The sequence below is a fragment of the Paraburkholderia sediminicola genome (assembly GCF_046026855.1).
Lineage (GTDB): Bacteria > Pseudomonadota > Gammaproteobacteria > Burkholderiales > Burkholderiaceae > Paraburkholderia > Paraburkholderia sediminicola_A.
Genome location: NZ_JAQQET010000017.1, coordinates 66,793 through 80,305, shown reverse-complemented (window position 1 = coordinate 80,305; position 13,513 = coordinate 66,793). Strand labels below are relative to the sequence as shown.

General features: G+C 62.9%; 12 protein-coding genes. 4 read left to right on the top strand and 8 right to left on the bottom strand.

The window, feature by feature from the left end:
- Positions 1–2: 2 nt before the first annotated feature.
- The 8 genes from PQR40_RS19995 to PQR40_RS19960 form a co-directional block, all read right to left on the bottom strand.
- Positions 3–995, bottom strand: coding sequence for a type II secretion system F family protein (locus tag PQR40_RS19995; protein WP_408509722.1), 993 nt, complete (start codon positions 993–995; stop codon positions 3–5).
- 11 nt (positions 996–1,006) lie between these two features.
- A complete protein-coding gene (locus PQR40_RS19990; RefSeq protein ID WP_408509721.1) occupies positions 1,007–2,356 on the bottom strand; it encodes a TadA family conjugal transfer-associated ATPase in 1,350 nt (449 codons plus the stop codon).
- 3 nt (positions 2,357–2,359) lie between these two features.
- Complete coding sequence (locus PQR40_RS19985; RefSeq protein WP_408509720.1) at positions 2,360–3,598, bottom strand: fimbrial protein; 1,239 nt, start codon at positions 3,596–3,598, stop codon at positions 2,360–2,362.
- Positions 3,599–3,742: 144 nt separating this feature from the next.
- Positions 3,743–5,188 carry a type II and III secretion system protein family protein gene (locus PQR40_RS19980; protein ID WP_408509719.1) on the bottom strand — a complete coding sequence of 482 codons (1,446 nt, stop codon included), beginning with the start codon at positions 5,186–5,188 and terminating at the stop codon, positions 3,743–3,745.
- 40 nt (positions 5,189–5,228) lie between these two features.
- Positions 5,229–6,167, bottom strand: coding sequence for a Flp pilus assembly protein CpaB (cpaB, locus tag PQR40_RS19975; protein ID WP_408509718.1), 939 nt, complete (start codon positions 6,165–6,167; stop codon positions 5,229–5,231).
- 13 nt (positions 6,168–6,180) lie between these two features.
- The gene (locus PQR40_RS19970) at positions 6,181–6,672 is read right to left on the bottom strand and encodes a TadE/TadG family type IV pilus assembly protein (protein ID WP_408509717.1); all 492 of its coding nucleotides are present in this window, start codon (positions 6,670–6,672) and stop codon (positions 6,181–6,183) included.
- Positions 6,669–7,169, bottom strand: coding sequence for an A24 family peptidase (locus tag PQR40_RS19965; protein WP_408509716.1), 501 nt, complete (start codon positions 7,167–7,169; stop codon positions 6,669–6,671). The genes PQR40_RS19970 and PQR40_RS19965 overlap by 4 nt, the downstream gene beginning before the upstream one ends.
- A gap of 165 nt (positions 7,170–7,334) precedes the next feature.
- The gene (locus PQR40_RS19960) at positions 7,335–7,523 is read right to left on the bottom strand and encodes a Flp family type IVb pilin (RefSeq protein ID WP_408509715.1); all 189 of its coding nucleotides are present in this window, start codon (positions 7,521–7,523) and stop codon (positions 7,335–7,337) included.
- On the opposite strand from PQR40_RS19960, the gene PQR40_RS19955 reads away from it, so the two are divergent.
- The 4 genes from PQR40_RS19955 to PQR40_RS19940 all read left to right on the top strand — a co-directional run bounded on the left by PQR40_RS19955 (position 7,510) and on the right by PQR40_RS19940 (position 13,393).
- Positions 7,510–7,698: a hypothetical protein gene (locus tag PQR40_RS19955; protein ID WP_408235233.1), complete on the top strand. Its 189-nt coding sequence runs from the start codon at positions 7,510–7,512 to the stop codon at positions 7,696–7,698. The genes PQR40_RS19960 and PQR40_RS19955 overlap by 14 nt on opposite strands.
- 482 nt (positions 7,699–8,180) lie before the next feature.
- Positions 8,181–9,815 carry a collagen-like triple helix repeat-containing protein gene (locus PQR40_RS19950; protein WP_408509714.1) on the top strand — a complete coding sequence of 545 codons (1,635 nt, stop codon included), beginning with the start codon at positions 8,181–8,183 and terminating at the stop codon, positions 9,813–9,815.
- Positions 9,816–10,021: 206 nt separating this feature from the next.
- Entirely contained in the window at positions 10,022–11,446 is a 1,425-nt protein-coding gene (locus tag PQR40_RS19945) for a collagen-like triple helix repeat-containing protein (RefSeq protein ID WP_408509713.1), read from the top strand.
- 246 nt (positions 11,447–11,692) lie between these two features.
- Entirely contained in the window at positions 11,693–13,393 is a 1,701-nt protein-coding gene (locus PQR40_RS19940; RefSeq protein ID WP_408509712.1) for a ShlB/FhaC/HecB family hemolysin secretion/activation protein, read from the top strand.
- Positions 13,394–13,513 lie beyond the last annotated feature (120 nt).

Here is a 13,513-nt window from a genome sequence, read left to right as displayed (position 1 = left end):
GCTCAGCTCCGCAGCCGGGCAAGCCGGTACAGAAAATAGGCGCCCATCATCTGCAGCGCGAATGCCAGATAAACCAATAGCCGGCCGGTCGGGTCATACCACATCGACCCAAAATAGCTCGGATTCGACACAATCAGGAAGCCCGCGATACCGGCCGGCAACAGACCCAGTACCCACGACGACAGTCTTGTTTCTGCGGACATCGCAACCAACTCACGTTCAGCCTGTTCGAGATCGCGCATGAACGACGACATCCGGTCGAGCATCACGTCGGCGCGCCCGCCGTATTTGACGGACAGCCGCAGCACCGCACCCACCAACTCGAGCTCGTTGACGCCGTATAACACGGAGACATGCGACAGCGCGCGGTCGATCTCGACGCCGGTACGCAGCATCCGGGATACCTGGTCGAGGCATTCGCGCAACGGTGCCTCGGTGGTTTGCAACGACGCCTGAAAAGCAGCCGGCACACTATTGCCGAGCGTGATCAGACGCACGATGCCGTCGAGAAACAACGGCACTTGTCGCACGATCTGCTGGCGGCGCTTTTGCGCACGCATCGACAGCACAAAATAGACGAACACCACGCATGCGCACAACGTGCCGCCAGCTGCCAGAAGACCGCCCCGGCTGACGGCAAAACACAGCAAGGACACCACGAGTGCAGCGATCAGATAAAGTGACCCGCGTGCGTTTGCGAGACCCGCGCGGTTCAGCAGGTTGCCGAGCGCAAAACGCAGCCGCGCTTTCAGATAGTGCAAGCGCGCACCGAGGCTCGCCCCCGCCTGTGGCGCTTGCGGCGCCGAGCGCGAAACACGCGCCGCCTGTGCGTTCGCCGGCAGCGGCGCGCCTGGCGTTGCCGGCGCCATGCGGCTGTCGATGAAGCGTTCGGCACTGACCTGTCCGCTGCGTCGTGCGCCACGCTGCAAGACCAGCAGCGCGCCCGCCGCACACAGCAGCGCGAGGGCGGCAACGATCAGCGGCACGCTAGACATGGACACCTCCGTTAGACATTGAAGCCACCGCCGCTGCCGAAGCCGCCCCCGAATCCGCGGTCATCGCCTGGGCCGCTCAACGCCTGACGAAAGCGCAAAAGCTTCGGCGAATGCGGATGAATGCCAAGTGACACCCACTGGTCGCGCTCCTCGCCGTTCTGGGTCATCACCGGCTCGTAGCGATACAGTTCCTGCGTGGCGATGATGTTGTCTGACAGGCCGGTTACTTCGGTGATAGAGAGAATGCGCCGCTTGCCGTTCGAGAGACGCCCGATCTGCACGATGAAATCGATCGCGTTGGCGATCTGCCGGCGCAGACTCGATTCGGTACCCTGAAAGCCCGCGAAGCCGGCCAGCATTTCGAGCCGGTACAGGCATTCGCGCGGCGAGCTCGCGTGGACAGTGCCCATCGAGCCGTCATGGCCGGTGTTCATCGCCTGCAGCATTTCGAGCACCTCACCGCCGCGCACTTCGCCGACGATGATGCGGTCCGGCCGCATCCGCAGCGTATTGCGCAACAGGTCGCGGATCGTCACGACGCCCGCCCCGTCGAAGCCACCCGGTCGGCTTTCGAGCCGAACCACGTGCGGGTGATTCAGCGACAGTTCGGCCGTATCTTCGATCGTGACGACACGTTCCGGCTCCGGGATATGAAACGCCAGCGCATTCAGAAGCGAGGTCTTGCCAGAGCTCGTGCCGCCCGCCACCAGCACGTTGCAGCGCGCGGCCACCGCCGCTTCAAGCAGCGCGCCGATTTCGGCGCTGTACGTGCCGTTGCCAAGCAGATCGTCGGGACGCAGCGGATCCTTGCGGAATTTGCGTATCGACACGATCGGGCCATCGATCGACAGCGGCTCGATCACCACATTCACACGGCCGCCGTTCGGCAGCCGCGCATCGACCATCGGGTTCGATTCGTCGAGACGCCGGCCGATCGGCGCAAGAATACGCCGCACGATGCGCAACAGATGCGCGTTGTCGGCAAAGCGCACCTGGATCTTTGTCAGGATGCCGTGCCGCGACACATACACGTCGTTGTAGCCGTTGATCAGAATGTCTTCGACGGCGGGATCGTTGAGCAGGTCCTCGATCGGACCGAAGCCCGCGAGTTCCTTAGTCAGCGCCTCGGCGATCGCCCGCACCTCGCTTTCATTGATCGGGATCCGACGCAGCCGTACGAAGCTGTCCATTTCCAGATCGACGAACTGGTTGATCGCGTTGCGCGACCAGCGGCCGAACTCCGAGCCAAGCTCCTCGATACGCGTCAGCAGATGTTCATGCGCGGCGTTCTTGATGTCCTGGAACTGCTGACTATGTGCAAACGAAGGTGCGTCGTCGGCAAATTCGATGTCTCTTGCCATCGTCTATGACCGCTTGTTAGAGGTTGGAATAAAGCGCCTGAGCGCAACGAGTGCGGCTTTGCCGGCCGGGGCGCTCACGCGTGCGGCGCCGCCCAGTTGCTCAATCAGCGGTTCGAGTGCACGTACATACGGATCGCGCGCCGACGTCTCGGCGAGGAGATGCCCCTGGTTGGCCGCCTGGCCAAGCGGCACGCGCCGTTCCGGCAGCGTGGTCAGCAGCGCAATGTCCAGACGCTGTGCGATCTGCGCGGCAGCCAGCCCCAGATCGGGTTCGAACTTGTTGACGATGAGGCGGATGTTGTCTGTATTGACACCCTGCTCACGCAGCGCATCGAGTACGCCAACCGCTGACACGATCGACGCTACACCTTGATCGCAGACGAGCCACGTGTCATCGGCGGACTGCACGACCTGCGCGATGAATTCGTTGTTCGTAAAGCCGCCGAGATCGATAATCTGCTGGTCAAAGAACGCTCGCAGCCGGTTCAGCAGGCCGATCGACGACGAATACGACACCTCGCGCATCTCCGCAAGATTCGGCGGCAGCGCAGTCAACGCGAGGCCACTCGTATGGTGCGACAACGCCGTATGCACGAACGTCTGATCGAAGCGGCGCAGATTGCGTACTGCATCGACGAAATTGAATTCGCTGCGGGTGTTGAGCAGCAGTGAGCCATCGCCGGCAGGCAAACCGAGATCAAGCAGCGCCGCCTGCCGGCCGTGCGCAACATCACGCCGCTGCAGCATGACGGCAAGATTCGCGGCGAGCGTGCTCACGCCCATGCCGATCCGCGCACCGAGCAATGCCGTGACCTGGCCATGCCGACTCACCGGCTCGACGAGGTTGTCGATCACCTGGCGCGTAATGCGCAGCGCGTCGGCAGCCGGCGCGGACAGATCGATGAAATCCCTGACGCCGGCCCGCAACGCAGCGAGTGCGCTTTCCGGCTCGGCGAGCGAACCGATCGCGATGATCTGCAGCCCGGGATAAACGGTGCGCACCGCGCTCGCGGCAGCACTTGCCGCCGCCGCGCGGCCGCCCGAAAAATCGATGTACACGAGTGACGGATTCAGCGTGCCGATCCGTTGCGTGAGCATCCCCGGATCGAGCGTCGCGGCTTCCACCGCTCCGGCACCGATCAAGGTTTCGGCGAGCCAATGCACATGCTCGTCGTCCAGCGACGCGAACACGAAATAATCGGCGATAGCCCGTTCAGTCAATGAATGCGTTCTCGCGTTCATGTTGCACACACCCTTGCGGCATCGGCCGCAAAGCCGCCGCCTTATATTGCACACCGCTGCATGCAGGCCGCCCGTACGTGCCGGCCGCCATACCTATCTGCCGGCGTGAGCGAGATGACACTCGCACCGCTCGCACGCACCGGCTCATTTGGAAAATCCCGGCACCGCATCGCGTGCCGCCACGCCGCCCAGAAACGAACGCCACACCGGACCATTGCGCTGCTCGGACTGCTCGCCCGGCGTCGAGGGCAACTTCGCACCTTTGGCGAGCGGAGCAACCAGATGCGGCGTCACGATGATGACGAGTTCCTTGTCGTTCTGCTGGTAGTTCATCTGCTTGAAGAACGCGCCAATGATCGGCAGGTCGCCGAGCAGCGGCACCTTCGCTACGTTCGAGATCGTCTCCCGATCGATCAGTCCGCCGATCACGAAGCTTTCTCCGTCACCCAGTTCCACTGTCGTGTCAGCGCGACGCGTGGTGATCGCGGGCACCGACACGCCACTGATCGTGACCGCATTCGAAAAGTCCAGCTGACTCGCTTCGGGCGCGACTTTCAGCGCGATGCGTTGCGGGCTCAGCACTGTCGGCGTCAAGGTCAGGCCAACGCCATAAGGTTTGTATTCGATCGACGTGGTACCGAGACCTTGCGGAATCGGCACAGGAATCTCACCACCGGCAAGAAAGCTCGCGCTTTGCCCCGATAGCGCCACAAGAGTCGGCTCGGCCAGAACGCGCGCGAGGTTGTTCGATTCCATCAAACTCAGGTCGGCAAACAGACCATGGGTAGCCGAATTGAAAACCAGATTGAACGCCGACGAAATCGGCGCAATCGAGTTGAAGCTCGGCGACGAGCCGCCCGTCGCCGACGTCAGGGCCGATGGCGAGAAGGATCCGAACGTGAATCCGTTGTTCTGCTTGAGGATATTCAAGCCCACCTGCTTAAGTACGGAACGGCTGAACTCGACGACGCGCACATCGACCTGCACAACCGAACGCATGTTGACGGTCGAGGTATCGTAGATCGCATCGGCCCCGCCCGATGCAGCCGACGAATTCCCGCCACTGCTACCGTTGCCTCGGGCGCCGCCTTCGCCTGCCGCAGCGCTACCGGTGCCAGTGGAGCCGCGCGACGCGCGCCGGCTTGCCTCGATCTCAGCGGCGGCGACCGCGCGCTGATGCTTCTCCATCGTCGCGGTCGAGCCTGTGATCAGCGCCGTGTCGCCCAGCACGCGAACCTCGGGCGTGTCTGGAGCGAGCAGTGCGCGCGACGCGATGGTGGTTACGTTGACGGTATAGGACATTGGCGCATCGCTGCCGCGCTCCCACAGCATCAGATTCGTGGTACCAGGTGACTTGCCGATCAACAGCACGCCGCCCGTCTTGTCGCCCTTGATGATCAGCACATCCGCCACACTCGGGTCGCCAATGGCCACCCGGCGCAGCGTGTGGCCGCGCGCCAGCGGCTGCTGGGCGCCGACCGTGATATCAACCGTCTGCGGGCTGCCCGACGCTGCACTCGCTGGCGACGCGACAAAAGACGCGGTGCACAACATTGCAGCCAACCCGAATGCATCAATCCGATTTTTCATATTCTTATGGACGCGCGTGGCCGCCCGCTCCCTGAACCATCTATTGGGCGACCGTTTCAGCGCGCCCACCCCGTATGACTTCAATGCCGCTATTTGTGTTGCCCGCCGTACGTACCGCCGGTGCTCCGACGCGCGGCGCGAATGACGGACGCGGCTTGCCGGCCGCGCCGGTACTGCCCGAAAGTGCGTCGAGCGCGACCCCCGCTGCTGCACGTGTGGAATCCTTCAATGAATCGGCATCATTCGCGCGTGCCGTGATTTTCAGCACGCCAGGCACGGCCGCAAAGACGCTCTCGTCGACCACCTCGGGATCGCGCGGATTGCGTAACGCAAACACCAGGCGCCCGGAGGTTTCGGCAAGAGTCAGCCGGTCAACGTCGGCAACGGGCACAGCGAGTACCGCGGTGCGGACCATGCCGTTCGGATCGCCCGACGTGTCATTACCGGCCGTCGCGTTGCCGAAAGCCAGTACCCGTACCTTCGACATCAGGAGCCGCGCCTGCGACTGATCGATCTCGCCTGTGCCCATGGCGCCGTCACGCTTGAGCGTAAAGAACACATCGACAAGGTTGCCGGGCCGCAGACGGTTGCCAACCGCATTGCCTTCTTCGACACGGACGGCAACGGCCCGCTCGCCCGGTTCGATCCGCTCGGCAATCCCCGACGACAATTGGGCTTCGAGAACGGGCGATTGCGCACCGAGGTCCGCGTTGGGCACGCGGCCCACAAGAAGTGAAGGATCGGTGAATGCGCCGTTCGGATTGATCGGCAACGATTGCACGCGCAATGCATCGGCCGTGATCGGTTTGCCCGCGGGCAGGTCACGTGTGGTCACCACCACGGGATAGGTGGCCTGGGCAGCAGGCGTGACAACGACAGGCGCCTGCGCGGGCCGGCGCGCGAGTGTCCACGCAAAAACACCGAGCAGCGCGGCGACGGCTATTAATGCCCCGGCGGCGATCTTGGTCAGATTAGGCATGATGAATCGTCAATCACAGTAAGTTCACCGGGTTGAGTTGTATCGTCGCACTGCTTGTGAGTGTCTTGGGGAGAACGTCGCCCAACAACGGCAACGATGGGACCAGCGGGTGGTCCACATAGGAGTACGTGAGAACGACATTCACACACTGCATCCCGGAGTTGCAGGCGGCAGCCGTCGCATTGCACCCCCCCGTGGCCGCTATTGGCGTCAACATCGGCGTCAACATGCCGTATACCGTTGGGCATACGGCGTTGACGCGTGCAGCGAGCGCATCGGTCGGGTTGTCGCTTATCTGGTACGTGAGTGCCGCTCGTGCACCCTCTTCGGCCAAAAGCGTCAGGTTCTGCTGTGCAACAAAAATCATGCTGAACGTGATGATCCCGTACAGCACGACAAAAAACAGCGGGAAGACCATCGCGAATTCGATAGCGGTACTGCCGCGTTGCCGGCGCGAGCGACCCGGCTTCACTGGTTTCCCCATGGCTTTGACGCATGCGTTCATTGAATATGCTCCGCGAATAGGCCCATCGTCAGCGCGATCATCGCGGGAACGCACAGACAGGCGGCATATGGCGTGGCACGTCTGCCGGCAACTTCGAACGTGGGCGCTGAGCCCCTGCGGAGCGCGGCCAATGGCGTGCGCGATCTGATCAACAGCCAGAGAGCATGCAAACCGGCGGCAACGCTTGCGATCATCCAAAGCCCCAATAACGGATGCATTCCACACCATGCGCCGAGCACGGCGAATACCTTGACGTCGGCCGCGCCCATCATGTTTAACGCGAAAAATGGCATCAGCGCGACGAGCCCTACAGCCATGCCGATCATTGCCTGCGTTACCGACACACCGAATGGCGCTTGCAATAGGAGCGCACAGCTCAATGCCGCAACGAGACCAGCAATAACAAGCGCATTGGGAATACGCCGGGCGCGGCAATCACATACCGTGACTGCCGTGGCCCAAGCGATAAATAAGAGAAACGCGGTCAGCAATTTCATGTCGCACTCGACAGGCGTGACAAACCGATACGGCCTGCAATTGCAGTCCGTATCCGCCGTCATACTCCAGTTAGACAACTTGATCAGGAGACAGAATGACTGCCATCAGAATCAAGAGATCCTCAGGATGTGATGCCTGTATGCCCGTGACGGGCTGCCGCGTTATCAGCTAGCCTTGGGCACCGCAGTGGTGGTGATCGAACTGGTGACCGCGTCGAATACGGCGCTTAACTGTTTGCCGACCCCAGTAACCGACGTTGCAATGACCACCGCCAGAAGCCCCGCGATGAGCCCATACTCGATGGCCGTAACGCCTTTGTTATCTCTCAGGAAGCGTTGTGTGAATTTTTTCATTTTTACCCTCGGACTTTCATTTATTTCGTTTGTTTACGTGCTGCCTCGGATGGCGGAGTCTTCAGTGCTGCGGACCATTGGTCTCTCATTCCTGGCCCTGCGTGTTGCACTGCAGAAGCACCGCCTTGCAGCCGGCTTCAATAAAACAGATGTCTATGAGCTTTCTGTTCGATAACCCACCTCCCTCGTCAATCCATGATGCTTTTGGGTTTTATAGCTGAACAATCATATTTAAGCAATTGTCCGCTTCCCTGAGCCCACACCATATGCGTTTTAGCAGCGTACTCAGGTTAACGGCAGTTCGTGCGTTGCAGCACATAGGAATAACCATGAGTTAGATTCGCTGCACTAATTATTTGTTTGAACAGAACGTTTCAAGCGTCTGGAACCCTCTCGTTGCGCTTGCGTTACGTCGTGTTTCGTAACGGCGCGCCCGGCTCGTTACGTTACGAAACCCTCGCAAACGTTTAGCAAAGTCAATTACTCGCGGTATATCTGGGTTAGCAGACACTCCATCAATTCCTCTCAAAGCCATATCACATATGGCTTCACGCTCTTCAACATAAAAATAATCCGCATTGCTCAGTCGAAATGGCACGGCTCGTGCAGAGATAGGCACGCAGCAACACCCAAAAACACATGCGATGCGAGGGCGACATGAACATTCAAACGGCCAACACTACAGTACGAACAACCCTGATTGCTGCCGGCGTGGCAGCGATGCTTTCTCTTGGCGCTTGCGGAGGCTCCGGAAGCCTCAGTTCCGGCACCGGCAGCAGCGGTAGCGGCTCCGCCGGCGGCTCACTTTCCACCGGCGGCGGCAGCAGCGGCAGCGGTTCGATGGGCTCAGGCGGTTCCGGCACGGGCACTTCTGGCACCGGCACTTCCGGTACTGGAACGTCGGGTACCGGAACGTCGGGTACAGGAACGTCGGGTACGGGAACCTCCGGCACCGGTACAACCCCAGTCTCGAATGCGCTCGGCACAGTCGTCGGCAACACCGGTGGCGTGGTCGGCGATCTCGGCTCGACGGTCTCGGGTATCGGTAGCGTGATCGGTTCGCAATCGCTGCCAGGCGTCAGCTCGCAAACCACCCAGGCTGCCGGCGGCATCGTGCAGCAAGTCGGCGCGGCGGTCACGACGCTCGGCAGCGGCGTGTCGCAAGGGCTCGGCCAACTCGGCACCGGCAGCAACGCAGTCGGCACAACGGTCTCGAGCCTCGGTGGCGTGGTCGGTCATGTCGGCGGCGCAGTGACGGATGCAGGCAACCTGGTGACGAGTCTCGGCACCGGCCCGCTCGCACCGTTGGCAGCCATCACCACACCGCTCGGCGGTGTCGTCGATACGCTCGGTGGCGCAGTGACCAACGGCGGCGCCACGCTCACCACCGTGCTCTCAACGGGTCCGGTTCAGCAAGTCACGCAAACGCTCAGCACCGCGATCACGCCAATTACGTCGATGGTCGTAGCGACCACGCAAACGGTCGGCAACACCACCGGCCTCGGCGCACCGCTGAACAACCTGCTCACGACCCTCGGCGGCGGCCTCGGTAAGGCCGGCACGCTGATCAGCGCAACCGGCGGCAATCCGATCACGGCCGCTCTTGGCAATACGGTCACGGATACGGGCACCACGGTCGCATCAGTAGGCGGCCTGCTCACCGGCAGCACCAGCGGCAATCCGCTCGCTCCGCTCACCAGCCTGCTCGGCGGCCTGGCCGGTGGCACCGGCACCAGCACCAACCCGCTTGCTCCACTCACCAGCGTACTCGGTGGCTTGACCGGCGGCACGAGCAGCAGCGGCACCAACCCGCTCGCTCCGCTCACCAGCTTACTCGGCGGCTTGACCGGCGGCACGGGCACCAGCACCAACCCGCTCGCTCCGCTCACCAGCGTACTCGGTGGCTTGACTGGCGGCACCGGCACCAGCACCAACCCGCTTGCTCCGCTCACCAGCGTACTCGGCAGCGTAACGGGCGGCCTCGGCGGCGCCTCGAGCGGCAGCCCGCTGGCGCCTGTCACCGGCCTGCTTTCGAGCGTGACGAGCGGCCTGAGCAGCGCGAGCGGCGGTAGCAGCGGCCCGCTCGCCCCGGTCACCGGCTTGTTGTCGAGCGTTACCGGCGCGCTCGGCGGCGTCACGACAACGACGACCACGACGACCACCACCGCCTCCACCAACACGACCACTGGCCTGTCTCTGTCGAGCACCAGCGGCAAGGGAACGGGCAGCAACCTGCTCGCCCCGGTGACGTCGCTCGTCGGCGGCCTGCTCGGCGGTTTGACGAAGAAGTAAGGAATGCAGTTGAAGTTATCGAAAGAAGTGCAGTAACCGGCAACCCGGCGTCCGAAAACCCGGCGCCCGGAAACCCGGAGTGCGGCCCACCAGCCGCCCCCGGGCCCCGCCGGACCTGACTGAACTGAGCCGCGCCGCTCAGACACCCGTAGCACCGGCGCACGGAAACAACGCACACGACATTTAGAAGACACTGAGGAGCACACATGTCCACACAACGTTTTTTTACTCTCCATGCGGCGTGCGCGACCGTGTCGTCGTTGCGCGCACCGCTGATCGCCGTAACGGTCGCCGGCTTGCTCGCGGCGTGTGGCGGCAGCGGCGTCACTGCGCCACCGAGCGCGTCATCCGGCAGCGGTAGCGCCGGTGGCGGAGGTTCGACCAGCGGCGGCCCGACCACCACCACGACGTCGGGCACCTCCGGCGTTGTCACCGCCGCCGCGAAGACCACGAGCGACCTCGGCAACACGATCGCCTCGCAGACGATCCCGGGTCTCAGTCCGCAAGTCACACAAGGTCTCGGCAACGCGGTATCGAGCACGAGCAGCACGCTGAACTCGCTTGCCAACGCAGTGAGCGGCGGCGTCGGGCAGATCGGCACGACGTCCAATCCCGTCGGCACCACCGTCGCCGGACTCGGCTCAGTGGTCAGCTCGACGAGCGGTGTCGTGCAAGGTCTGAGCACCGCGGTCGGCGGCCTCGGCACCGGCAATCTCGCGCCGCTGTCACCGCTCACCACACCGCTTGCAACCGTCCTCTCGACGACTGCCGGCGCACTGAATGCCGGCGGCGTAACGCTCGGCAATTCGCTGGCCTCCGTGCCGGTGCAACAGATCACCCAGCCGATCAGCACCGCGATCACGCCGATCGTGCAGACGGTCGGACTCGTGACGCAGACGGTGGGCACGCAGACCGGTCTCGGCGCACCAGTAGGCGGCCTGCTCGCGCAAATCGGCGGCACGTTGAGCTCGACCAGCGCGCAAGTCGGCGCGGCAACGAAGAACCCGCTCGGCGCCGATCTCGGCACGCTGGTCGGCTCGCTCGGCAACACGGTGACGAACGCCGGCGGCCTCGTCAATCCGAATGGCCCGAATGGCGCGAATCCGATTCCCGGCCTGATTACGAGCCTCGTCGGCAGCACGAACGTGGCCGTCGTCAATGGGCCACCTGCCAACGGCAGCCCGTTCGGCCCGCTGCAAAGCACGCTCGCGAGTCTCGGGCTCGGCAGCAACCCGCTCGGCTCGCTGTCGACGCTGCTCGGCGGCACGCCGCTGTCCGGTCTGACCTCGGCGCTGAGCGGCACGCCCTTGAGTTCGCTGACTTCGGGTGGCTCGCCGCTGAGTTCGCTGACCTCAGTACTCGGTGGCACGCCCTTGAGTTCGCTGACCTCGACGTTAGGCGGCACGGGTAGCACATCGAATCCGCTGTCGACGCTGACCAGCGTGCTCACTGTCGTCACCAGCAGCACATCGGGCAGTAGCAGCAGTGGCCCGCTCGCCCCGGTAACGGCCCTCGTTGGCCAGTTGACCGGTACGCTCACCTCGGTGGCCGGTTCGACGAGCAGCTCGAGCAGTGCGACCGGCGGCTTGACGACGCTCCTCGGCGGCCTGGTGCCGGTGAGCCATAAGTAGTCCACATAACCCGCCGTCGATGCGGCGCGCATAAGGCGCCTCATCAGACGTTCAGTTACGCAGTACGCATAAGCAGTCCGCTTCAGCACGTGCTCCGCGCTTTTGCAATCGATGCTCAAGCCCAACGGAGCACGTGACGTAATACATACAAGCATGGCAGTATGCGTCGAGCCACACATAAGCGATCGCGACCAGCCCGGCCAGGCGGCGCGTCCGCAAGACAGAACGGCATACGAGGAAAATCCGATGAAACTCGGGTACGGTAGTAAATGGACCCTACTGCTCGCTGCAATCGCAGCAAGCGCGATGCAGGTAGAAGCACAAGCGCAGTCACGGCCAGTGGTCGGCGGCAACCCGATGGATTCGCTGCCGCAAATCAAGGCGCCCGATAAGGGCCCGAACGTGACCCTGCAGGTCACGCCGCAAGCTCCCCAACTTCAGGAACTGCTCGCCCGCCACCTGACTCCTTCAAAGATTCAGGTCGAGGGCGTGAAGTCCATTCCGTTCGACGAAGTCGCGCAGCGCTTCACACCGCTTGTCGGCAAAGACACCACCATCGGCGACCTGATTCAGGTCGCCAACGGCGTGACGAAGCTGTATCAGGACCGCGGCTTTGCGCTCTCGTTTGCATTCATTCCCGCACAGACATTCGAGGGCGGCGTAGTACGCGTGACGGTGGTGGAAGGTTACGTGTCCGCGGTCAAGGTGACCGGCGAGCCGGGCGTGCTCGAAAACAAGATCCGCGCGATCGCCGACCACATCGTCGCCGACCGCCCGTTGCGGCGCGCCACCTTCGAGCGCTACATCAACTTGCTGGGTCTGTTACCCGGCGTGAAGGTCGCGGCCAACGCGGCGCCGCCGCAGAACACCGACGGCGCCACCACACTCGAGCTGAACGTGGAGCGCAAACGGTTCGACGTCAGCACGGGTATTGACTTCAATCACCCTGGCGTACAAGGCCTGCTGACCGCAACGGAAAACGGCCTGACCGCGCTCGGCGAACAACTGAGCGTGTCGGCCTTGCTGCCGAAGGGACGCGACAACGTCACCTACCTCGCCGCGCACGCTACGGTACCGATCGGCAGCGACGGACTGACCGGGAAGATCGACGCGTCGCACTATCGCGGCAATCCGACCGACAATCCCGGCCTGCCCTCTTACATCGCGCGCACGGTCATCAACGACAAGGTCAGTGGCTCACTGACCTATCCGATCCTGCTGAGCAACACGCGAAGCCTGATCGGCACCGCCACGGTCTATGCCTCGCACGACGAAGACCGCTACAACAACCAGGACACCGGCGCGCAGATCGGCTTGCGCTCGCAGGTGCGGGTAATGCAACTGCAGGCCGACTACGCCAGCGCGGAACCAGGTCAGGTGCGCCGCGCGAGCATCAATGTGGCAAAGGCATTCGATATCCTGGGCGCGTCGAAAGCCGGCGACTCGAACGTGCCCGGCACGACGGTCACGAATCCGGCATCGATCAACTTCGTGCGGACCGGCGCAAGCTTTTCGCAAACCAACGAGTGGCCGCTGAAGATCGGCACCGCAGTTTCGTTGACCGGCCAGTACAGCCCCGTCTCACTGCCGACCTCGGAACAGATCTCGTTCGGCGCGCAACGTTTTGCGCAGGGTTATCAACCGGGCGAGGCGTCGGGCGATTCGGGCTGGGGGGCGATGTTCGAAGTCAACCGGGCGTTTACGCCGGGCTTCACCTATCTGCGCACCCTCACACCGTATGTCTCGTTCGACATGGCGCGCGTGTATCTGCATGCGGGGACGCCGTCGCCGTCGAGGCTGTCGTCGATTGCGTTCGGCTTCCGGATCTCGGACGCGAAGTACTACAGCCTGGATTTGTCGGTCGCCAAACCGATCGGCGACGCGCCGGTGGAAAGCGCGTCGCGCAGCCCGCGCATCAACGCAACATTCTCGTATCAACTGAACTGATATTTAGAAGCGCCGCGTCCTGATTAGAGGTTCCACTATCAAACGGCGCGCGCACTTTCACGTATTCTGCGCTGAGGATGTGCAATTCGCGGCACTCAGGCCGCGAATTGCAAACCGATG